Here is a 22,258-nt window from a genome sequence, read left to right on the forward strand (position 1 = left end):
TTAGCGGAAGCGCTTCGGCACATCCGGCTCCCCCAGCGTCAGCATCAGGCGATTTGCCCAGTTGAAGAACGCGGAGGAATTGATGACGTCGATGATTGCCAGCGTATCGAAACCCACCTCGCGGAGACCATCCACGTGGGAGGCGTCGAACGCAAAGGGTGACTCGGTCAGGGCCAGGGCGGCGTCACGGATGGCGGACCACTGCGCCGAGCCCAGGTCAGCAGAAACGCCCTCGTCGAGCAGGCGGTCAATCGCTGCGGAGTCACCGCCCTCCTCCTTGGCGCGCTGCTGGTGTACCGATGCGCAGTACTCGCAGCCATTGAGGCGCGAGACCACCGTGGCGGCCAGCTCACGCTGGGCGCGCCCCAATCCGCCGTCGGTGTTGTAGAAAATGTCCAGGTCCGTCAGCGTGCGCGCCTTGAGCGCTGCCGGGTCGCGGGCCAGCAGGCGGAAGTACTCCATGTCGATGCGCTCGGGCTTAATCAGCGCGTCACGCTGCGCGTCGGTGAACTCCTCCTTTGGTTGCGGCGGCACCCACGGCTTCCAGCCTAGGGAGTGCGCCACGAAACCCTGCGGCTTGACGACGTCCGGCACCAACGTCCCCTCCCCCGGCACCCACTCCGGAGTCTGGGTGGGACGCGGCGCCGCAGTCACAGGCGTGGGCTGGGCGGCACCGGCCAGCACAGACAATCCGTGCGCCACACGCAGTTGGAAGGACAGGAAGCTCACGATCTGTCCCAGGGTCACGATGTCATCGTTGGACCAGCCGGCCGCCTGGAGGTGACCGATCGCGGCCGGGGAGGCGTCCTTGGGGTGGAAAGCCAGAAGGTGGGCGAAGTCGAGGGCGGCGGCGAGACGTGGCGAGCCGTCGAAAAGTGTGAAGCCGCCACCAGAGTATGGGCCGGTGGTGATGCCGCGCTCCACCGCGCGGGCTACTTCTGCGGCGAGCTCCTCGGATTCCTCCGCCAGCAGGTCGGAATAGAACTCCACCGCCTGCGGAGCCTGGTAAATGCCAGCAACAAACGTCGCGATGGCGTAGCGCTCCGCATAGCTAAACGTGCCGGGTTCTTTGGGCTCAAGGAGCGCGGCGAAGGAGGCCTGCGCATTCTCCTTAGCTTCAGGCCGGCGCTCGCGCAGCTGGGCGACGTCCTCGCTTGCATCCGCCAGTAGGTTAATAATGTCTGCCATGAACTAATCCTTTCTTGATTGGCCCCAGGCTACAGGCCGAGGTTGAGGTCACCGGCGCGGTAGCGCGAGCCGGGGATGGCCTCGATGAGCTTCCGGGTAAACGGTGACTGCGGGTTGCTAAAGACCTCGGCCGTGGGCCCGCATTCCACCTGCTGGCCCTTCGAGAGCACGGACACGGTATCGGAGATCTGGTTGACCACAGCTAGGTCGTGCGAGATGAAAATGTAGGTCAGGCCAAGCTCCTCCTGTAGCCGGGCCAGCAGCCGCAGGATTTGGGCCTGCACGGTGACGTCGAGGGCGGAGACAGCCTCATCGAGGATGACCAGCTCCGGCTCCACAATCATCGCGCGGGCGATGGCCACGCGCTGGCGCTGACCGCCGGAGAGCTCGCGCGGGCGCCGGTCATAATAATCCGGGTTAAGGGCGACCAGCTCGAGGAACTCTTTGGCCTTGGCTTTCGCGCTGCTTGCCGACGCCCCCTTCAAATTCCGCAGCGGCTCCGCCACCGTCTGGCCAATCGTCTGCTTGGGGTCCAGCGAGCCATAGGGGTTCTGGTAGACCAGCTGGATGTTGTTTCGCTCTTCGCGCGAGGCCTTGCCGCGCAGGCCTACGATGTCGCGCCCGCCGACGGTGATGCTGCCCGCAGTCGGGGTATTGAACATGGCGATGCTGCGCCCGGTGGTGGTCTTGCCGGAGCCGGACTCGCCCACGATGGCGTGGGTCGAGCCCTTGGCCACGGTGAAGGAGATGTCATCGACCGCGGTGAAATCACCGAAGCGCTGGGTCAGGCCTTCGACGCGCACCAAAGGTTCGCTGGCAGCGCGAGTAGTCGGCGCGCCGGTAGATTCAGATGAAGCACGCTGAGTGCTTAGGTTGCCCTGGGGTGCGACGGCGCGGGCAGTTGACGTGCCGGCGTCGGCGACGGTGAGGGAGGGGGCGTCGGCAAGCAGGCGTTTGGTGTAGTCGTGGCGCGGGTTGGTCAGTACTGTGGCGGCTAGGCCTTCCTCGCGCAGCTGGCCAGACTCCATGACCACGACGCGGTCGGCGCGGTCACCGGCCACGGCTAGGTCGTGGGTAATGAAGAGGATGCCCATGCCGAGCTCTGCGCGCATGTCATCGAGGAGGTCGAGGATGATCTTCTGCACGGTGACATCGAGGGCGGAGGTGGGCTCGTCGGCGATGATGAGGTCCGGCTCCAGTGCCACCGCAGCGGCAATGAGTACGCGCTGCTTCATGCCGCCGGACAGCTCATGCGGGTACTGGTGATAGCGGCGCGCAGGATCATCGATGCCGACTCGCTCCAACAGCTCCAACGCCTTAGCCTTGCGCTCTGCAGCGCTGCCGACCTTGTGGATGCGCAGCCCCTCCTCCACCGAGGCGCCGATGGTCTGGACCGGGTTGAGGGAGTTATTGGGGTCCTGCGGGATCAGCCCGATGCGACGCCCTCGCAGCTCACGCCACTGACGGCGGCGCAGCGAAGTGATATCGCGGCCATCGAAGGTGATGGTTCCGGCGTCGATGGTGGCATTCGAGGGCAGCAAACCGATGGCTGCCATGGCGGAGGTGGTCTTGCCGGAGCCGGACTCGCCCACGATGGCGGTCATCTGCCCAGGATGCACCTCGAGGCTGACGCCCTGGACCGCGGGAACGTCACCACCTGCGGTGGAATAGGACACGTTGAGGTCCCGCACGTGCAGCAGGGGCTGCGCTGCATTCTTTGAAACAGACATGTTAGGCCTCCACGGGGAAGTTCTGGGACAGACGGTTGGCGGACATCACCACGGCCACCAGCGCGATGCCGGGCAGGATAATGAGCCACCAGGCGGTGGCCATGAAGTCGCGGCCCTCGGCGATGATAAGCCCCCACTCCGGGGTCGGAGGCGGGGCGCCGTAGCCCAGGAAGCCGAGGATCGACAGCTGCAGAATGGCAGTGCCGAACTGCAGGGTGGCCAGGGCAATAACCGGGGTGAGTGAATTGGGAAGGATATGGCGGAAGAGCACGGTGGCGTGGGTGGCGCCCGCACCGTACGCGGCCTCGATGTAGTCCGAGCTGGCTACGGAGATTACCTGGGAGCGGGCCAAGCGCGCGAAGGTCGCCACCGAGGTCGCACCGACAGCCACCGCCGCCTGTACGGAACCAAAGCCCAGCACGATGATGATGGACAGCGACAGCAGGATGCCCGGGATGGACAGCAACACGTCGACTACGCGCATGAGGACGGTATCCACCGCTCCGCGCAAAGAGCCGGCGAGAAGGCCGATCAGCGTGCCGACGACCAGGCCGACGGCCACGGCGATGAGCGCGCCGAGCAGCGACTGGCGGGCACCGTAGATGATGCGCGCGTAGAGATCGCGTCCCACCGCGTCTGTTCCCATGATGTGCCCGGACTCCCCTGGCGGCAAGAGGGCCACATCGGTGCCCGCATAAGGGTCTGCTGAGGTAAACAAGCTCGGGAACAGGGCCGCCAAGAAAGCGATCGCGAGGATCACGATGGCGATGATGGAACCCGGCGCGAGCCACGGGTTAGAGGTCTGGCGGCGCGGCGCCCGTGTAGAACGCAGCGGCTTAGTGTGCGTCATGCTCATGAGCGCACCGTCCTTTCCGAAGTAGTGGCCGAGGAGTCAGTCGCCGGGGTGGCGGCGGAATCTGTGCGGTGAGCAGAACTGCGTTCCGGGGTGCTGGCGCGCAGGCGCGGGTCCAGCACCGGGTAGAGCAGGTCCACCACGAGGTTGATGATGATGTAGGAAGTGGCGGCGATGAGAACCACCGCCAGCAGAACCGGGGTATCGCGGTTAGCCACGGCCTGGGCCACCATGTATCCCAAGCCAGTGCGGCCGAAGACGGTTTCGGTCACCACGGCACCGCCAACGAGTTCACCGAAGAGCAGGCCCGCCATGGTCAAGGTAGGCAGCAACGAGTTACGCAAGACGGTGCGCCAGAAAATCCCGGACTCCGAGGCACCGCGTGCGCGTACCGCTTGAACGAAGGGCCGTGATTGCGTCTCGTCGATGGAGCGAATCAGCACCTGAATCAACGGCGCGGCCATGGGCACCGACAGCGTCAGGGTAGGCAGGATGAGGCCCTCCACGCTGCCGGGTTCGATAACGCGCACCCAGCCCAGCTGGAAGGAGAAGAACTGGATGAGCAGGATGGCAATCCAGAATCCCGGCAGAGAGACCATGAAGGAAGGCAGGCCTCGGAAAAAGGAACCGATGGCACCGAGCCCCGGCAGCGTCGCTAGGAAGGCAACGAGCACGGCCACGATGAGTGCCACGCCGATGGCGCTGGCGGCGAGGATGAGGGTGTGGGGAAGGGCGTCGGCAAGCAGCGTAGCTACCGGGGCGCCCGACTGCGTCGAGTTACCAAAGTGCCCGGTAAGGAAGCCACCCAGGGACGTGAAGTACTGCACGAAGAGCGGCTTGTCCGCGCCCATTTCCTCCCGGATGGCGTCAATCTCCGCCTGGGATAGGCCCAGAGCGGGGTCGCCGAAGCGGGACTGCACGGCATCCGACGGCAGCGCCGACAGAAGCAGGAAGGCCACGGTGTAGGTAATGAGCAGCACGAGGAGGGCCTGCCCAATGCGGCTGAAAATCTGGCGAGTTGTCATTTATTTCTCCTCCTCATTCGATGCTGCGCGCTGCGGCGCGGCGTCGATGCTGACCTCGTAGAACCACGGGCGTGCCACCGATTCCGGGCTAAAACCCGAAATGCCCGGCCGCACGGCATAAACCACGGGTTCCTCGAAGAGCGGGAGCACATAGGCCTGCTCGGTGAGGTAGTCCTGGACCTCTTCCGTGGCCTTGATGCGGCCTTCTTTATCGGGGGTATCGAGGACGGCGTCGAGAAGCTCCTGCAGGTGTTCGTCGATGGGATTGCCCTCCGCGTCCTGGTTGAGGAAGGCATCGCGGTTGTTGATGCCGTAGAGCGAGGTGATGACGTCGTAGTCGGCGCGGCCCACCATCGAGTGGTAGATCTGCACCTTGTTGATGTCCTTGGCATCGGCATTCTGGGTGGCCTGGTCACCAGCATTGACCTGGATACCAATGCCCAGGGCGCGCAGCTGATCCTGCACCATGGTCATGACTTCCTTGGAGCGCGGCTGCGGCAACGCGGTGTTGGTGCGCAGGACGAGGCGCTGGCCGTCCTTGACGCGGATGCCATCGGGCCCGGGCTCCCATCCGGCCTCATCGAGAAGGCGCTTGGATTCCTCCGGGTCGAAGGTATAGGCGGCGGACTGGTCCTTATACGCCAGGCCGGTCTCGGCCACGGAGGAGGTGGCGAGCGGGTAGGACTCGGAGAAGAGCACGCGAAGGATCTCCTCGCGGTCCACGCCGTGGATGATGGCCTCGCGCACGCGCTTGTCGTGCAGCAGCGGGTGGTCGAAGCGGAAGGCGAACTGGTTGTTCATGGAGTTCGTGCCGCGTGAGACGATGTCAACACCTTGTTCTTTCAGCAGCGGCTCCTGCGGGGCGGAGATCTGGCGGGCGATATCGGCCTGGCCGGAAAGGATTGCTCCGGTGCGCACCGATTCCTCGGCGGCGAGGATGTAGTGGACGCCGTCGATCTCCGCGCGGCCCTGGTGCTTGGCCGCTGGTGGGGCCCAGTCGTAGTCCTCACGGGTCTTGAGCTTGAGGTCGGTGCCGATTTCTTCCGACTCCACCACAAAGGGGCCAGAGCCAATAACGTTGACCGCGTTGCCGGGGCCGAAGCCCTCGTTGTCTAGAGCCAACGTGGAATCAGAGAGCAGGCCGGCGTTATAGGCGGAAGTGGCTTGGAGGAAACCCGGGGAGGGCTGAGTGAAGTAGAACTTCACGGTGTCCTCGTCCACGACTTCGCCGCGGTCATAGTTGGCGATCTGCTCGGAGCTGGTCAGCGTGCGGGATTTATCGCCGCGGCCGAAGAGGTCGAAGTTGGCCACGACGTTCTCGGCGGTCAAAGGAGAACCGTCGGAGTAGGTGACGTCGGTGCGGATAGTAAACGTGTATTCCGTGGCATCGGCGTTGACCTTGGGCATCTCCGTGGCGATCCATGGCGAGAGTTCCAGGGTCTCGGGGTCTTGGTAGAGGAGGCGGTCGGTCAGCTGGTTGACCACGCCACCGTTGGGGTAAAAGCCGGCGGCCGGCGGATAGAGCGTGCGGAAGAATTGCGGCTCGAGGTAGGTGAGGACGTTATCCTCCCCGTCCGGCCGGTCCGCGGCAGAGCAGCCCGCTAAGGCGAGGGCTGCTGCCAGGGTGGCGGCGAGTGCGCGTAGAGTTTTCACGGTAATGCTTTCAGAAAGTCGGTAGTCGGTTTGTGCTGTGTCTCTGGATTTAACACAACGCATACTGAGCGGTATTATTCCACTAGACAGCACAGTCTAAAAGTTTGAGGTTGATTTATATGCCCGCCATCGCCATCGTCGGGGCCGGCCCGCGCGGTATCTCGCTGGTCGAGCGCCTTGCGGCCCATCTGCGCGCGACCCCCCTTCATTCACCCCTGCGACTCCACATCATCGACGATGCCCCGCTGGGCGCCGGCCGCATTTGGGATACGGATCAGACCCGCACGCTGTGCATGAACACCCTGGCTGGCGCGGTCACGTTATTCACCGAGCCTGATTCCACGACCACCGCGCCGGTGCTGGAGGGTCCCATTCTCTACGAGTGGATCCAGCTTCTGCGCGGCGAGCGCCCCGACATCGCGCCCGCCAAGCTAAAGCTTTATGATTCCCACCCGCCGCGCGAGGGGCTCGCCGCCTCATTTGCCACAGAGCTCGCGCAGACCCGCCCGGAATCCAACCCTTCCCGCGCGCTCTACGGCGCCTACTTGGAGTGGGTCTTCGAGGTTGCGCTGGCTCAGCTGCCGGAGAGCGTGGACGTCGTCCAGCACCGTGCGCGCGCGTTGTCCGTAGAGGAGCGCGGTGAACAGGACGCCATCGAGCTTTCCGACGGCACCACCGTCACCGCCGATGCCACCGTCCTGGCTTATGGCTGGCAGGTGCCTGCCCTGACCGAGTCCGAGCGTGCCCTGGCGGAGGCCGCAGATTCCGGCCTGCACTGGGTGCGCCCAGATAACCCGGTGGAGCAACCGGTGTCTGAGGTTCCTGCGGGCGAGAAGGTCCTAGTTCGGGGCCTGGGCATGGGCTTCTTCGACGTCATGGCGCTGCTCACCATCGACCGCGGCGGCGAGTTCGTCGAGGATCCCTCCACCCGCTCCGGGCTGCGCTACGAACCCAACGGCGAGGAACCGCACTTCATCGTCTCCTCCGGCCGCGGCTACCCTTATATCCCGAAGTCGGAGTATCACGCGCTGCCACCAAAGGCTGAGCTGACCCGCTTCCGCGCCGCGGTCGCCGCGCTTGATCCGGAAGCGGAGCTGGACTTTAGCACGCAGCTGCTACCGCACATTCTGCGTGATTCCTACGCCGAATACTACGAGAACCAGGCTCGTGTATTCCCAGATGCCCTGCAGCGCCCGCTTGCGGATATCCTCGCCACGATTGATTCCACGGAGCTCACCGCCCCAGATCTCCGAGGCATGGCGGATCAGCTGCGCGTGACGCTGGAGGGCACATCGACTGACCCCCTCGACCTTGCCCACTGGGCGAACCCGCTGGCGGACTTCGACAGCGCGGAGGGCGCCGAGATCACCGAGTACATCGCCGAGGGCCTCGCCCGCGATATCCGGGAGGCCGTCGCCGCCGCCGATTCCCCGCTGAAGTCCGCGCTGTGGGCCATCTCAGCCGCGCGCAAGCCCTCCTCCATCGCCGGCTCGGAGGGCCGGATGACGTGGGAGTCCCGGACCAGCACCTACAAGGAGTTCATGGCCTTTGGGCAGATGGTGGGCTCCGGCCCGCCGCTCTTCCGCACCCGCCAGCTGCTGGCGCTTGTCGACGCCGGCCTCGTCACCTTCCTGGGCCAGCGCCCCCAGCTGGAGATCGGTGAGAAGTTCACGCTGCGCACCGCGCACGGTGAGGCTTCCTCCACCTGGCTTATCGACGCCTGGATGCACTCCCCCGATGTCCGCCGCGCCGGCGACCCACTTGCGGTATCTCTCAACGGACGTGTTCGCGCGTTCGTCGACCATGGGCAGGCCACCGGCTCGCCGGAGACGACATGGAACCGTCGCGTGGTCAACCCCGGCGGCACCGAGGACCCGCGCCTGCACATCGTCGGCATCCCCACCTATTCGCAGTGGCCGGATACCACCATCTCCCCCATGCCGGGCACCGATCCGCTCATGCTGCAAGAAACCGACCGCACGGCCGGTTCCCTGCTCACTTCCCTCTAACCTCACACAGCGAAAGCGCCGAGGCCCACACTGCCTTGGCGCTCTCGGTGGTTTTAGTCCAGGGCGTCGAGGGCTTGCTCCAAGTCCGCGAGCAGGTCATCAATGGACTCAATGCCCACGGAGATGCGCACGAGGTCTGCCGGCGGGACGAGTTCGGAGCCTTCCGCGGAGATATGGGTCATGTTCTGTGGGTGCTCGATGAGGGACTCCACACCGCCGAGTGACTCCGCCAATGAGATGAGCTTGGTGTTGAGACAGATCTGGCGAGCATGCTCCTCGCTATGGAAGCGCACGGACATCATGCCGCCAAAGCCGCGCATCTGCTTCTTCGCCAGCTCGTGGCCCGGATGCGAGGGCAGGCCCGGGTAGAGAACCTGCTTGACCTCCGGGCGGGACTCCAGGAATTCCGCCACGGCCTGTGCATTGGAGCAGTGGCGATCCATGCGAACCTCCAGGGTCTTTATGCCGCGGGCGGTGAGGTAGGCGTCAAAAGGCGAAGACACCGCGCCGACGTTGCCCTGGAAGTACAGCAGGCGCTCATCCATCTCAGCGGAGTTGGTCACGACCGCACCACCCAGCACATCCGAGTGGCCGCCCAGGTACTTCGTGGTGGAGTGCAGAACGTGATCCGCGCCCAGCTCCAGAGGGTTCTGCAGGTAGGGAGTGGCGAAAGTGTTGTCGACGACAATCTGGACGTCGCCAGCCGCCTTGACTGCCTTAGTGACCGCAGCGATATCCGTGATCGTCGTCGCCGGATTGGTCGGGGTCTCCAACCAAATGAGCTTGGTGTTCTCCTTCAACGCCGCCTCCACCGCCGCGGTATCGGCGGTATTAACGATGGACAGCTCGATGCCCCACTCACCGTAGTCATGGTGCAGGAGACGGTACATGCCGCCGTAGGCATCGTTACCCAAAATCACGTGGTCACCTGGGCGCACGATGATACGGATGAGGGTATCGACGGCCGCCATGCCCGTGGCGAAACAGCGAGCATACTCGGCATTCTCTAGCGCCGCGAGGGTCTTCTCTAGGGAATGAACGGTGGGGTTGGCCACGCGACCATACTCGTAGCCGCCGCGCAGCTGCGCGAGGCCATCCTGCTGGTACGTGGTGGAAGCGTAAATCGGTACGTTGATGGATCCCATGTAAGGATCCGGCTGGTAACCGGCATGGATGGAACGGGAAGAAAAGCCAAGAGTGCGGTTGTCAGTCATGAGGCACAAGTCTAGACCAAGCTGTTCAGTTGCGAGAAAGACTAGCTTTTTATATTCAACTCTCTTCCCTACTATCGATAGGCGTCAGTCGTGAGCGACAAAAAGAAAGGACACGCGTGACTGCATTATCCGCACGCCTAGGCTCAGCCTCCGAAACAGCCAACGACGCCGTCGACACAGTCACCAGGTGGTGGCAGACCGAAAACATGCAGTCCTGGCTCATAGACAAGCCCATCGGCATTGCTCTCATTCTCATCGTCGCCATCATCGGTAGCTGGCTGCTGCGGCGGCTCATCACCAAACTGGCAGACAACAGCATCAAGAAGGGCAAGCTCAGCTCGCCGCTCTCCCCTCGCAAAGCTCACCGAACAACCGATAAGGCGCTCGAGAAAACGCAAGAGGCACGGCGCACCTCCCGCATCCAGACTCTCGCCGGCGTCGGCCGCTCCGCGGTCGCCATATTCGTCTGGGTCTGGGCAGTGCTGGCCATCTTGGACAAGCTCGGCGTCAACGTCGCCCCGCTCGTGGCCTCAGCCGGCGTGGTTGGTGTCGCCCTTGGTTTCGGTGCCCAGGCGCTGGTCAAGGACTTCCTCTCCGGCATTTTCATGCTCATGGAGGACCAGTACGGCATCGGTGACACCATCGACCTCGGCAACGGGGTCTTCGGCGATGTAGAGTCCATTTCCCTGCGTATCACCACGGTCCGCGACATCGATGGCGCGCTATGGTACGTCCGCAATGGCGAAATCCTGCAGGTGGCCAACCACTCCGACCGCTACTCCGTAGCCCGCGTCCAGGTCCCCATCGCGCTGAGCAACGACCCCACCCGAGCAGTCGACGTCATCACCACCGCAGCAGAAGAAGCCGCCCGCGACTCCGACATCAAGGACTTCATCCTGGCCACCCCCACGGTCAACGGCATGTCTGGCCTGGAAGTGGACCACATGTCCTACCGCGTTTCCGTCAAGACGCTACCGGGCAAGCAGTGGGATGTGCAGCGCGCCATGCAGGCGAAAATCCTCACCGCCATGCACACGGAAGGAATTACCACGCCCTACCCGAGGGGGATGGCTATCTTTGATCTGGAAGAACCCAGCCTGACGAGAAAGGAAGATTAGGCGTGCAACCAACGAGCGTGTACGACGCCGTCGGCGGAGTGGAGACCTTTGAGAAACTCGTCGGCGGTTTCTACGCCCAGGTGCGCGAGGATGATCTCATCGGCCCGATGTACCCACAGCAGGACTGGGAGGGAGCAGAACAGCGCCTGACCTGGTTCCTTGTGCAGTATTGGGGAGGGCCACAGCTCTTTTCCGAGCAGCGCGGCCACCCTCGCCTGCGCATGCGCCATGCGCCCTACCCCATCGACATGGCCGCCCATGATCGCTGGCTCGAGCTCATGGGCAACTCCTTAGCGCAGATCGACGAGGAGACCATCCCGCCGGCCTATCGCGCCATGATCTGGGACCACATGGAGCGAGTGGCGGCGATGCTCATCAACCGCGCTCCCTAAAGCCCGAAGGCGTCCTTTACCGGCTGGGACAGCAGCTCTCCCCCACGAGTCATGAGTCCATCGCCCAAGCCTGGGTAGCGCTCAACCGCACCGTCAAAGCCATCAGCAGCCACTGCACGCATATAGGGCAGCGTGGCAGAGCCCAACGCCCGGGCGGAGGTATTCGCTACTGCGCCCGGCATGTTGGCCACGCAGTAGAAGATCGTGTCGTGCACCTTGAAGGTGGGCTCGTCGTGCGAGGTCTTTCGGGAGTTTTCAGGCTCTTCCGGTTTCGGGGTGCGTAGCGGGGTGAGGTAGAAAACGACGGGTTCAGCGGGTCACCACAACATGTAGGGGTCCCTGGTGTGAAGATGAAAGTTCCTACACAACCATCTAAACCCACCAGGGACCCGTACTGTGAAGCCTACTGGAAACCTCGTCGCCGACACTATCTGCCGTACCGCGGAAATCGGACTTGCCATCACCGGTGCCGCTGATACCGGAGCGTTGACCATCATTGAGGCCACGCCAGTAGCCGTTATCGGCGTGTGCCCGGACTGCGGACAGCCAGGAAAGCTGCGCGACCACACCACCCGTCGACTCGTTGATCTTCCTGTCGTTGGATTCCCCACTAGGCTGCACGTAACAGTCCCCAGATTCTTATGCACAGCCGTCTCATGTAAGAGAAAGATCTTCCAAGAATCTTTAACCTGCGCGGATGACGGCGCCAAACTCACTTATCGGGTCACCCGCTGGATCTTGCAGCGCCTTGCTATTGACCGGATGAGTGTGTCAGCTACCGCCAAAGCACTCGGTGTGGGCTGGGACCTGGTCAACCAGGTCGCACTGGATGCCTGTCGCCAGCTTGTCTACGGCGACCCCTGCCACCTAGACGGGGTTCGCGTCCTCGGAGTCGATGAACATGTATGGAAACACACCAGAAAACCAGGTCAGGCATCAAACCTGGTGACCATACTTGTTGACCTCACCCCGCTGGTGGACGGGCGTGGGCCTGCTCGTTTGTTAGACATGCGACCGGGCAGATCCGCCCACGTGCTCAGCGGGTGGCTTAAAGAGCGCGACCCCAGCTTCCGGGAGCAGATACAGGTGGTGACCATGGATGGGTTCACCGGTTATGCCACCGCAGTTGAAGAGCAACTACCACAGGCGAATAAAGTCATGGACCCTTTCCATGTGGTGCATCTGGCAGCCGACAAGCTCACCAGTTGCCGACAAAGACTCCAACGTGAGACAACCGGGCGCCGCGGACGCAAAGATGACCCGCTGTACAAGCACCGGCGCACCCTGTTGACCAGGACGAACTATCTCACCGAGCGGCAAAAGCAACGCTTAGAAATGCTGTGGGCCACCGATGACGACTACGTGGCCCTAGAAGTAACGTGGCTGCTCTACCAAGACGTGATCGCAGCGTACGCGCATCCGAAGAAATCGGAAGGCAGAAAGCTCATGGAACGCATCATCCACACCCTGCGTAAAGGACTACCAAAAGGCTTAGAAGAGCTCGCCCAACTGGGACGCACCCTGTGGCGTCGACGCAAAGATGTGCTCGCCTACTTTGATATCGGCGCATCCAACGGTCCCGTTGAGGCAATCAACGGCAGACTCGAACACCTACGCGGCATCGCCCTGGGATTCAAAAACCTCAACCACTACATCTTGCGATGCCTCATCCACTCCGGACAACTACAGGACAAAATCAACGCACTCTAAAACCGGAAGGGCCAGTTTTCAAAGCAGCCGCCTTGGTCAATGGCGACGTCGACAAGCACAGCGCCCTTCTTCATCCGCTCGACCACATCTTCGCGCACCAACTTCGGCGCCGCAGCACCTGGAACCAACACCGCGCCGATAACCAAGTCCGCCTCCAGCAACTCAGCCTCGAGCGCCGCCGGATCCGACACAATCGTGCGCACGCTGCCCTGATACTGCTCATCGAAGCGCTGCAGCACGTGCGGGTCAAGGTCCAACACCGTCACCTCGCCGCGCAGGCCGTGCGCCATTGCCACTGCCGACGCCCCCACTTGGCCACCACCGATAACGACAACGCGGGCTGGCCGCGTGCCTGGTACGCCAGCAACCAGCAAACCTCGCCCACCTTCGGTGGAGAGCAGATGGTGCGCGCCCTCGATTACGGCAAGACGACCAGCAACCTGGGACATCGGGGTCAACAGTGGTAGGGTGCCGCGAGAATCGGTCACGGTTTCATAGGCTACGGCCGTCGTCCCCGATGTGATCAGCGCTTCCGTCAACGGGCGGTCCGCAGCCAGGTGCAGGTAGGTGAACAGCAGGAGGTCCTCGCGCAGATATCCATATTCTGACTCGAGTGGCTCTTTAACCTTGACCACCATATCCGCAGCCCAGGCCTCCGCTGCGGAGGGAACGATGGTCGCGCCGACCTCTTCATAGCTGGAGTCCGGAAAAGAAGCACCTTCCCCGGCCGTTGTTTCCACTACAACCTCATGGCCATCCTTCACCAGCGTCCCGGCCGCGCTGGGGGTAAGCGCGACGCGGTTTTCGTTATTCATGATTTCTTTGGGTACGCCAATACGCATGCTTCGAGCCATCTCCTTTTGCTGAAGAAAAAGAATTCGACCCCTTTAGGGTAACGCAGATCACCCCTTAGATGTGTTGTTCCTGCTCAGCAGGCACGGCTCCCCGTCAGACGTTAGTATGCGGAGCATGAGCACACTGCGCGATGTACGGTCCTGTAAGCCCCATCATCACTCACGGAGTTACGGGGTGGGCCTCGGCGCTCATCGCAGTGGGCACAGGAATAGCACTCTTATGCAAAGCCCCGCCGTGGACGGTCGCCGTAGGCGCCGCACTGGCGGGGTACGCACTGCTTTAGACCTTTAGAACAAGGACAGCCGCGTCGAGTGGTAAACGCTGCCATAAGGCGCATCAAGGCGCACCCAGCGCCCCTTGCCCGCCACGCGAAGGTGGCGGGGGATCTCGAGTGAGGCGGCAAAGCCCGGGATGAGCCCCAAGCTCGTGCAGGCGAAAATCATCCGCATAGGAATCTCCACCTGAGTCTCCGCATCATTCACGGTGAGCACCGTCTGATTCAGCAGGCTCTTCGGAGGTCCCATCGGCCCGGAGAATTGGCGGGCCAGCTGGCGGCCCTTGTCCGCGAGTTCACGGACAACGTCGACTGGCAGCGAGTCGATCTCCCGAAAGCCCTGTGCCGGCGGCAAGGCCCCCGGCCAGGACGGATCACGTGCTGGACCTAAATCAAGTTCCACGCCTCCCTCGTGGCCGAGGGAATCAGGGGCGGTGTGGAGGGCGTCGAGAAGCGCCTGCGCCGACACCACGGCACCGTCGCGGCCCACGGTCCCCTCGCAACGCCGAGCCACGACGACGTCGAACGGCGTGGTCACAAAGACCTCAGCCTGGTTGGTGTCGTACTGACGCAGGCGCACCGCTGCGGATGCATCCAGCCCCGTCGCGCGGGAGAGGAGGGCGCGCAGCCCTACCCCACCGCTGCGCAATGTCAGAGTTTCGCGCTCCATTACTGCTGCTCAAGCTCGACGACAGCGTGCTCCAGGATAATGTTGCGCTCCTGCTCAGAGACCTCTCGCGGCATCTGAGTGTCCGGGTCAATGGTGACCTGCACGCAATCAATGACGCAGGCCACTTGGCCCTGCGCATCCTTAATCGCCTGGCGAGTAGTGAAAGACGTGGTGCCGAGGCGCACCACCGTGGTTTCCACCGTCACCGTTCCATGGCGTCCATCCCACTTGATGGGGCGGACATAGTCCGCTTCGATGTGACGAACGAAAGCCACCATATTGACGCCACGTGCGTAGAAGTGGTGCATGGCAAAAGCCAAGCGCGCCTCCTGCGCCAGCTCAATGAAGTTGGCATTCATCATGTGGCCGTACATGTCAAAGTCCGACCAGCGCACGCCCACAGTAAGCGCGTGGACGTTGTCCTTGGTCTCCTCCGACACAACATTCTGAGCGGACATTCCAGGTTCCTTCCGGAGTTCGTGCTTTAACGCTAGGGACTTAAAGGCCCTAGCGGCTGAGCTTACGGTGGGTAACGCGGGACGGGCGTGCAGCCTCCTCGCCGAGGCGCTCGACCTTGTTCTTCTCGTAGTCGCCGAAGTTGCCCTCGAACCAGAACCACTGGCCTTCTGCGACGTTGCCCTCCCACGCCAAGATGTGAGTACAGGTGCGGTCGAGGAACCAGCGATCGTGGGAGATGACCACGGCGCAGCCAGGGAACTTCTCCAGGGCGTTTTCCAGGGAGCCCAGGGTTTCCACGTCCAAGTCGTTGGTCGGCTCATCGAGAAGGATCAGGTTGCCGCCTTCCTTGAGAGTCAAGGCCAGGTTCAGGCGGTTACGCTCACCACCGGAGAGGACCTTGGAAGGCTTTTGCTGGTCAGCACCCTTGAAACCGAAAGCGGAGAGGTAGGCGCGGGACGGCATCTCGTTCTGACCGACGTGGATGTAATCCAGCCCGTCGGAGACGACCTCCCACACGGTGGCCTCCGGGTCGATGTTCTCGCGGCCCTGGTCAACATAAGACAGCTTGACGGTCTCGCCGACGTCAACGGAACCCGAATCCGGCTGCTCCAAGCCCACGATGGTCTTGAACAGGGTGGACTTACCCACACCGTTCGGGCCGATAACGCCGACAATGCCGTTACGCGGCAAGGTGAAGGAAAGATCCTTGATGAGGACACGGTCGTCGAAGCCCTTGGTCAGGTTCTTGACCTCCACGACCTTGTTACCCAGGCGCGGCGGAGTCGGAATCTGAATCTCTTCGAAGTCGAGCTTCTTGTACTGCTCGGCCTCCGCAGCCATTTCCTCGTAGCGCTGGAGACGAGCCTTGTTCTTGGCCTGGCGGGCCTTCGCGCCGGAGCGAACCCACGCGAGCTCGTCCTTGAGGCGCTTCTGCAGCTTCTTGTCCTTAGCGCCAGCGATCTCGAGACGCTCGGCCTTCTTCTCCAGGTAGGTGGAGTAGTTGCCCTCGTAGGGGTAGAGCTTGCCGCGGTCCACCTCACAGATCCAGCCCGCGACGTGGTCGAGGAAGTAGCGGTCGTGGGTCACGGCGAGGACAGCTCCTGGATAGTTCTCGAGGTGCTTCTCCAGCCACTGGACGGACTCGGCGTCAAGGTGGTTAGTGGGCTCGTCGAGCAGCAGCAGGTCCGGCTCGCTCAGCAGCAGCTTGGCCAGCGCGACGCGGCGGCGCTCGCCACCGGAGAGGTTGGTCACCGGGTCATCGGACGGCGGGCAGCGCAGTGCTTCCATGGCCTGCTCGATCTTGGAATCCACTTCCCAGGCATCGGCAGCATCCAGCTCCTCCTGGAGCTTGCCCATCTCCTCCATGAGTTCATCGGAGTAGTTGGTGGCCATCTCTTCGGCAATTTCTTCGAAGCGCTGCTTCTTCTGGAAAATTTCTCCAAGGCCCTCTTCGACGTTCTCACGGACCGTCTTTTCCTCGTTGAGCGGCGGCTCCTGGAGGAGGATGCCGACGGTCTTGCCCGGATCGATGAACGCCTCGCCGTTGGAAGGCTGATCCAGTCCGGCCATAATCTTCAGGATCGAGGACTTACCTGCACCGTTGGGGCCCACGACGCCGATCTTGGCGCCCGGGTAGAAAGCCATGGTGACGTTGTCCAAAATAACCTTGTCACCGATGGCCTTACGCACGTTTTTCATCGTGTAGATGAATTCGCCCATGTTTCACCCTTTGCTTCTGTCAGGATTGGTAAATAACAGTACAAAGACTACATGACATGGGCGGCGGTAGTCCTTTGTCCTTAGACCATCGCTTCTTCTGGCTCCGGTTCAAGGTATGGCTCAGCCCCGGCCTGCGCTTGCTGACGGTCCGCCGCGGTGTCCTGCGGAGTATCTCCCGGCCGCAATGCAGCTGGCATTGCTTCTTCCGTTGCACTCTCCGAGCCTTCTGTGCTCTCTGTGTTCTGCGTATCCCTTGCGTTTTGTGAATCGCTCGGCGGCGCCGTGTAATCCACGTCCAAAACCGGCGGATTCTCCCCTAGCCAGAGGGCTTCGCTGCCCTCCTCACCATAGGAGGTACCGATCTTTGTAGAGGTGATGCAGAAGCGGTTGAGGTCCAGGCCCACGTGGGCGATTTTGATATAGGTCCTAGAGCGCTTCGCACCGTGCTGATCTTCCCACCGGTCAGTCACGATGGAGCCCATAACGAAGACGGGCATGCCCTTAAACAGTGACTTCTTCACGTTGATGGCGCACTGCCCCCACACTTCTCCATCGATAAAGTTGAGATCCAGCTCCCGCCATACGGTTTTGCCTTCCTCGTCTTTCTCCGGAACGCTGCGGGAAGAAGCGATACGGATGCGGGCCTTATACATGGTGTCGCTGATTTTGGTCAGGTGCGGGTCGTGAGTCAGACGTCCTGTAATGGAAATTGGGTATTGAGACATTGCTTGATTCCTTTGCTGGTCATGGCTGGTAGCTTTCTTGCGGTTGAGGAAGCGATGCGCCTCCCTTACCTCGCATCTTTGCCACCAGGAACAGCACCCGCAATGACTCCGCCAGCAACCTGTGGATAACTTGTTGCAAGCGTCAACAAAAAATCCGTTTATCCAGGCAGAAGTACCCTTTCCATCACCCTGGACGCGCCAGCTCTCTCGTGCTGGCACCCCTAGTGCTGGCGGAAGCTAGATTCGTCGCCTTCCCCCATTTGCTTGAGCATCGCGTTATAGCGTTCCAGATCAGCATCGCCGTCCACGTCTGCCTTAGCATCATAGCGCCGAGCAGTCGCGCGATCTTCCCGCAGCCAGTCCCGGAATAGTGAGCCGAACACAATCACCAGCGGGAATTGGCCGAATCCCCAAGAAATGCCGCCGCCGGTCCGCTGGTCCTTCACAAAGTCCGGATTCCACGGCAGGTTCAAGGATTCATAGAAGTCCAAACCAAGAATCACCTGCATCTGCATGAGATAAACACCGGCGAAGAGGTGCAGGGGCATCGACACAAACAGAATCAACAGGCGAACGCCCGTGGGCGCGCGCCACGGCAGCGGATCCGGGCCGATGACCTCCCAGTAGTAGATATATCCGGAGATCAAGAAGACCCAGTTCATGATGACATGCCCTGCATGCTCCGAAATGGCGACCTCATAGAAGCTCGGGAAGAGGTAGAGCACGTAGAGGATGGCCAGGAACTGCAGGACATTGACCGCTGGGTGCGTGAGCACACGCAGGGTACGGGATTTGGTGAGGGCGACGGCGGCGTCGTGAAGCGTGGGCTTGCCCGGCCCACCCGGCTCAAAGGCTTCCATCACCAGGGTCACTGGGGCGCCCAACACGAGGCACAGGGGAATTGCCATCGACAGAATCATGTGCACCAACATGTGCATGGAGTACAGCGCCGGCATGTATAGGCCGATGCCATTGCTCAGGATCAGCGTCAGGCCCAGTGAGCCCACAAGGAACCAGGTAGTACGCACCGCCGACCACGTCAGCCCACGCTGCTTCAGACGCCAGAGCGCGTACAGGTAGAAGCCGGCTAGCACGAGTCCGAGCGAGCCAAACATGAGATCAAAGCGGAACATGGTCCACACGTTGGTGGCTGTGGGGGCGTCGAAAAGCTCGTAGCCCACGAGGATCTGCATGGCGTTGAGGTTCGGATCCCGCGGCGGCGGGGGCGGTGTACGGCCCATCGAGATGGCCACGCCGACTGTGGCCGCCATGATGAGAACCTCCACCACGGCCACCCGGATGAACAGGCGCGGCGCGCGTTGCAGCTGGGGAATGGTGACCCGGCGATGCACAAAGCCGATGGCCGCGAGCACCACGGTGAGCACTGTTTTGCTCAACACCAGCAAGCCATAGCGAGTGGTGAATAAATCCCCTAGCTCAACGCGGATGAGCGCGTTGACCACACCGGTCGCCGCCAGCCCCACAATGGACAGCAGCGCAACCGTAGAGTAGCGGCGAACCGCCACGCCCATGTCAGGGCCTAGGCGGCGGCCATGCGCAATGAGACCCATGAGCCCGCCGACCCACAGCATGATGAAGAAAAGGTGCAATAGCAGCGAGTTCGTGCCGTAATCATGATCGCCGCCGGAGGCCGAGTGACCCTCCATGCCGAGGGGCACCGTCAACAACAGCGACAGGAAGAACGTGGCAACCTGTCCCGCCCAGGTGCGCGCAACAAAGCCCATGATGGCAACGAGCGCTGCGATTCCCGCGGTGAGCAGCCACACTTGCGACGTGGCAATCTGCCCCACCGCCATGCCCATCAGCTCTGGGTTGAGGACTTGGCCCAACGGGGTACCGGTGAGGTCCGACATCACGAGGGGAACCTCAATCAACGACACCACCGCAGCGCCCACGGCGGCCCACGCGCCGGTGCGCGCCGCAATGTGCCCATCGACGGTCAGGCCAGCCTCGATGAGACGCTCGTTGTCCTTGTCCGGCACGGCCGGGTAAATCAAGAAGGCGCTGGACATAAATGAACCGATGGCTAGCGCCATGAGCATCCAGGCAACCGCACGGAAGAAGGGAAGGCCGAACGTTGTCATGCGGCCTGGGTCGGGGATGCCCAGGGCGGCAAGCGAATCCGCGAGAAAGAACAAGGAAATAATTCCTCCCACGAGGCCCGCGAAGACGACGAAAGAAAAATTCAACAAGCGGGAAGGCTGCGCTCCCGACTCCGAGTGCGCCAGCCCCCGAAAGTGCTGTGAGCTGGGATTTTCTTTCTCAGTGTGCATGGTGGGCAGTCTACCGCCACAGACGTTCTCTTACCTAAAAGGTAAATTATTCTCAGCATTCGTGTAGTCTGCTCTCATGGACTCTCGCCAGCTTCACCACTTTCGGGCCGTCGTAGATCACGGTTCTTTCACGCAAGCTGCGGAAGCGCTACAGCTCACACAACCTTCTTTGAGCCTGACCGTCCGCAAGCTTGAAAAAGATCTCAACGTGAAGCTACTTTCCCGCGGACGCGGCGGAGTCCACACCACGGAGGCTGGGGATTATCTCTACGGCGTGGCTACCTCGATCGATTCCCTCCTCACCACCGCCACCGCCCGCCTTGCCGAATTTGCTTCCTCAACACCAGCGCAGAACTAACACCAGCGATAGCCCGATAATCAGGTGGTCCGCAGCGGTGCGTTATGATGTTTTCGGTACGCCTCCATAGCTCAGTGGATTAGAGCAGTGGGTTTCTACCCCATGTGTCGCGGGTTCGAATCCTGCTGGGGGCACGCAGGTCAAGGCCACTTTCTAGGGCTTCACTAAGCCTCAGAAAGTGGCCTTTGGGCACAGATTGGACTCTCTTCTATGGACATCACCCTCGCGACTTTTGACCACGCCCCGGAATCAGCGCTGCGCGGTATGCGCTTCACTAACGCGTGGGTACCGGCACCAAGCTATGCGGCATCACGCCGCGCGGTGCTCACCGGACAATATCCACAGCGCGGAGCCACAACGCGCATCACGGAGATTTTCAAGGCCGCTGGCTTCGAGGTTCGGGAGGATACCCAGCCAGCTTCTTCGCAGGTCTTTCGTCTTCTCGAACAGCCGAACCCCCAGCTACTGGACACCCTCGATGGTGTGGTGGCGGTGGCTTCCCTGCAGGGAGATAAGGCCGCCATGTCCCTCCTGTGGCCCGGGGTTGCAGAATCCGGAGAGTGCACAGAGCTCGTCTCCCCGCTCGACTTGGCACCCACGCTCGCGGCGATCGCGGGGCTCGATGTGCGCCCCAACGCCCCGCTGTCTTTCGATGGGCTCAACTTGGTGCCGGTCCTCCGCTACGGGGCATCCGGGCACGCGGCTCTCTTCTTCGACAACGGCGTGCGCATGCAGGACGCCGTGCTTGTCGACGACTCCGCCACCCCACCCAGCGCCTTGCCGCGCTTGCGCGAAGAGTGGGAAACGTGGAAGCGGTTCATGGCTCTGGGCCCGCTGCAGTAACTACTCCACTGGGATGACAACCCAGAGGATGAGGTAGAGCAGAATGCCTGAGAAGCCCAGTAGGGTCGCAACAACGAAGAGAATGCGCACCAGGGTCGGATCAAGGTTGTAGGTGTGCGCGATGCCGCCGCACACACCTCCGAGCATCGTGTCAGTTGTGGAACGGGTCAAACGTTGGTTGTTCATGATCTCTCCTTTCACCTTCCATTATCCAGAGTTGGGACTGAGGATTCATCGGTGTTTACCCTGATTTAAACCCTGATTGCTCTACGCTGGGTGGAGACTTCCCACCCTGAGAGAAAGGATGCCGCTTATGGCTCACTCCCCTGGGCTGCCCGCCCCTACCCGCTCCTCCTATGCGCTGCTGACCGGCGCTAGCCAGGGAATTGGCGCTGCGATGGCCAAGGACCTGGCCGCCCGCGGCTACAACGTCATCCTCGTCGCACGCCGCGAAGACGTCCTCGAGTCCATCGCTGCGGATCTGCGCTCACGCCACGAGGTGGACGCCATTGCGCTGGCAGCGGACCTCTCCGAGGCAGCGGACGTGGACCGCGTCATCGAGTTCATGGCGGGCAAGGAAATTTCCATCATCGTCAACTCAGCGGGTATCGCCAGCTTTGGCAAGTTCATGGATCAGGACTGGGACTATGAAACCCGGCAGTTCGACCTCAACGGCAAGGCCGTTCACCGTCTGACGCGCGCTGCTCTGGAGCAGATGCTGCCGCGGCGCAGCGGCGCTATCTGCAATGTGGGCTCGGCGGCGGGCAACGTTTCCATTCCAAACAATGCCACCTATGTTTTCACCAAGGCAGGTGTCAACGCCTTTACTGAGGCCCTGCACTACGAGCTCAAGGGCTCCGGCGTGACCTGCACGCTACTTGCCCCTGGCCCGGTGCGCGATGCCGTCATCCCTGAAGAAGAGCAATCGATCGTGGACAAGGTCGTCCCGGATTTCTTGTGGACCACCTACGAGTCTTGCTCTGAAGAAACTCTGGAGGCCATGGCCCGCAACCAGCGCCGCGTGGTCCCCGGGCCACTTTCGAAAGCAATGAACGCGCTGGGCAAGATTGTGCCCACCCCAATTGCTGCACCGCTCATCGGCAGCTTCTATTCGAAGATGGCTTAGAACACCACAATGCCCGCTCTCCTGTTTTAAAAATGGGGTTGCC

At 62.0% G+C, this 22,258-nt stretch carries 19 protein-coding genes, 1 tRNA gene and 2 pseudogenes; 8 read left to right on the top strand and 14 right to left on the bottom strand.

The features are described from left to right. The 5 genes from CAURIM_RS10215 to CAURIM_RS10235 are packed head-to-tail and all read right to left on the bottom strand — an operon-like array spanning position 1 to position 6,512. Complete coding sequence (locus tag CAURIM_RS10215) at positions 1 to 1,188, bottom strand: alkylhydroperoxidase domain protein (RefSeq protein ID WP_201829226.1); 1,188 nt, start codon at positions 1,186 to 1,188, stop codon at positions 1 to 3. Positions 1,189 to 1,217: 29 nt separating this feature from the next. Beyond that, positions 1,218 to 2,918, bottom strand: coding sequence for a dipeptide ABC transporter ATP-binding protein (locus CAURIM_RS10220; RefSeq protein ID WP_201829224.1), 1,701 nt, complete (start codon positions 2,916 to 2,918; stop codon positions 1,218 to 1,220). Between the two features lies 1 nt (position 2,919). Further along, complete coding sequence (locus CAURIM_RS10225) at positions 2,920 to 3,774, bottom strand: ABC transporter permease (RefSeq protein ID WP_070443618.1); 855 nt, start codon at positions 3,772 to 3,774, stop codon at positions 2,920 to 2,922. After that, positions 3,771 to 4,796: an ABC transporter permease gene (locus CAURIM_RS10230; RefSeq protein WP_144656684.1), complete on the bottom strand. Its 1,026-nt coding sequence runs from the start codon at positions 4,794 to 4,796 to the stop codon at positions 3,771 to 3,773. Before CAURIM_RS10230 ends, CAURIM_RS10225 begins: the two co-directional genes overlap by 4 nt. Next, positions 4,797 to 6,512, bottom strand: a complete 1,716-nt coding sequence (locus tag CAURIM_RS10235) for a TIGR04028 family ABC transporter substrate-binding protein (protein WP_236659390.1) — start codon at positions 6,510 to 6,512, stop codon at positions 4,797 to 4,799. Positions 6,513 to 6,568: 56 nt separating this feature from the next. Between CAURIM_RS10235 and CAURIM_RS10240 the strand changes: the two genes are divergently transcribed. Next, positions 6,569 to 8,458, top strand: coding sequence for an FAD/NAD(P)-binding protein (locus CAURIM_RS10240; RefSeq protein WP_201829509.1), 1,890 nt, complete (start codon positions 6,569 to 6,571; stop codon positions 8,456 to 8,458). Positions 8,459 to 8,511: 53 nt separating this feature from the next. Here CAURIM_RS10240 and CAURIM_RS10245 read toward each other — a convergent pair whose 3' ends face one another. Next, positions 8,512 to 9,672, bottom strand: a complete 1,161-nt coding sequence (locus tag CAURIM_RS10245; protein WP_070443606.1) for a cystathionine gamma-synthase — start codon at positions 9,670 to 9,672, stop codon at positions 8,512 to 8,514. Between the two features lie 206 nt (positions 9,673 to 9,878). Between CAURIM_RS10245 and CAURIM_RS10250 the strand changes: the two genes are divergently transcribed. Together CAURIM_RS10250 and CAURIM_RS10255 are read left to right on the top strand one after the other, a co-directional pair. Continuing rightward, positions 9,879 to 10,790 carry a mechanosensitive ion channel family protein gene (locus tag CAURIM_RS10250; RefSeq protein WP_253287096.1) on the top strand — a complete coding sequence of 304 codons (912 nt, stop codon included), beginning with the start codon at positions 9,879 to 9,881 and terminating at the stop codon, positions 10,788 to 10,790. Positions 10,791 to 10,792: 2 nt separating this feature from the next. After that, positions 10,793 to 11,182, top strand: coding sequence for a globin (locus tag CAURIM_RS10255; RefSeq protein WP_201829218.1), 390 nt, complete (start codon positions 10,793 to 10,795; stop codon positions 11,180 to 11,182). Here the strand turns inward: CAURIM_RS10255 and CAURIM_RS10260 are convergent. Further along, positions 11,179 to 11,439, bottom strand: a pseudogene (locus tag CAURIM_RS10260) (alanine dehydrogenase); the annotation flags it as partial. The gene CAURIM_RS10255 and the pseudogene CAURIM_RS10260 overlap by 4 nt on opposite strands. A gap of 139 nt (positions 11,440 to 11,578) precedes the next feature. Here CAURIM_RS10260 and CAURIM_RS10265 point away from each other — a divergent pair. After that, the gene (locus CAURIM_RS10265; protein ID WP_201828605.1) at positions 11,579 to 12,892 is read left to right on the top strand and encodes an ISL3 family transposase; all 1,314 of its coding nucleotides are present in this window, start codon (positions 11,579 to 11,581) and stop codon (positions 12,890 to 12,892) included. Positions 12,893 to 12,906: 14 nt separating this feature from the next. Here CAURIM_RS10265 and CAURIM_RS10270 read toward each other — a convergent pair. The 6 genes and pseudogenes from CAURIM_RS10270 to CAURIM_RS10295 all read right to left on the bottom strand — a co-directional run. After that, positions 12,907 to 13,734, bottom strand: a pseudogene (locus CAURIM_RS10270) (alanine dehydrogenase); the annotation flags it as partial. A 300-nt stretch (positions 13,735 to 14,034) separates the two neighbouring features. Further along, positions 14,035 to 14,691, bottom strand: coding sequence for a DUF8185 domain-containing protein (locus CAURIM_RS10275; RefSeq protein ID WP_070443584.1), 657 nt, complete (start codon positions 14,689 to 14,691; stop codon positions 14,035 to 14,037). Then, the gene (locus CAURIM_RS10280; RefSeq protein ID WP_201829216.1) at positions 14,691 to 15,149 is read right to left on the bottom strand and encodes an acyl-CoA thioesterase; all 459 of its coding nucleotides are present in this window, start codon (positions 15,147 to 15,149) and stop codon (positions 14,691 to 14,693) included. Before CAURIM_RS10280 ends, CAURIM_RS10275 begins: the two co-directional genes overlap by 1 nt. A gap of 49 nt (positions 15,150 to 15,198) precedes the next feature. Continuing rightward, the gene (gene ettA / locus CAURIM_RS10285; protein ID WP_201829214.1) at positions 15,199 to 16,869 is read right to left on the bottom strand and encodes an energy-dependent translational throttle protein EttA; all 1,671 of its coding nucleotides are present in this window, start codon (positions 16,867 to 16,869) and stop codon (positions 15,199 to 15,201) included. Positions 16,870 to 16,949: 80 nt separating this feature from the next. Next, positions 16,950 to 17,594 (bottom strand): single-stranded DNA-binding protein, encoded by a 645-nt coding sequence (locus tag CAURIM_RS10290; RefSeq protein ID WP_070719345.1) that lies wholly within the window; start codon positions 17,592 to 17,594, stop codon positions 16,950 to 16,952. Positions 17,595 to 17,815: 221 nt separating this feature from the next. Continuing rightward, positions 17,816 to 19,888, bottom strand: a complete 2,073-nt coding sequence (locus tag CAURIM_RS10295; RefSeq protein WP_201829212.1) for a bifunctional copper resistance protein CopD/cytochrome c oxidase assembly protein — start codon at positions 19,886 to 19,888, stop codon at positions 17,816 to 17,818. A 76-nt stretch (positions 19,889 to 19,964) separates the two neighbouring features. Here CAURIM_RS10295 and CAURIM_RS10300 point away from each other — a divergent pair, with 76 nt between their 5' ends. The 3 genes from CAURIM_RS10300 to CAURIM_RS10310 all read left to right on the top strand — a co-directional run bounded on the left by CAURIM_RS10300 (position 19,965) and on the right by CAURIM_RS10310 (position 21,089). Then, positions 19,965 to 20,246, top strand: a complete 282-nt coding sequence (locus tag CAURIM_RS10300) for a LysR family transcriptional regulator (protein WP_070443549.1) — start codon at positions 19,965 to 19,967, stop codon at positions 20,244 to 20,246. A gap of 60 nt (positions 20,247 to 20,306) precedes the next feature. Then, positions 20,307 to 20,380: transfer RNA gene (locus CAURIM_RS10305), tRNA-Arg, on the top strand. A 76-nt stretch (positions 20,381 to 20,456) separates the two neighbouring features. Further along, entirely contained in the window at positions 20,457 to 21,089 is a 633-nt protein-coding gene (locus tag CAURIM_RS10310; protein ID WP_070719340.1) for an alkaline phosphatase family protein, read from the top strand. Here the strand turns inward: CAURIM_RS10310 and CAURIM_RS10315 are convergent, their stop codons facing one another. Next, positions 21,090 to 21,275: a PspC domain-containing protein gene (locus tag CAURIM_RS10315; protein WP_070443435.1), complete on the bottom strand. Its 186-nt coding sequence runs from the start codon at positions 21,273 to 21,275 to the stop codon at positions 21,090 to 21,092. It lies immediately after the preceding gene. A gap of 127 nt (positions 21,276 to 21,402) precedes the next feature. Here CAURIM_RS10315 and cmrA point away from each other — a divergent pair, with 127 nt between their 5' ends. Further along, entirely contained in the window at positions 21,403 to 22,215 is an 813-nt protein-coding gene (cmrA, locus tag CAURIM_RS10320) for a mycolate reductase (protein ID WP_070644644.1), read from the top strand. Positions 22,216 to 22,258: the final 43 nt, after the last annotated feature.

Source organism: Corynebacterium aurimucosum, from assembly GCF_030408555.1.
GTDB lineage: Bacteria > Actinomycetota > Actinomycetes > Mycobacteriales > Mycobacteriaceae > Corynebacterium > Corynebacterium aurimucosum.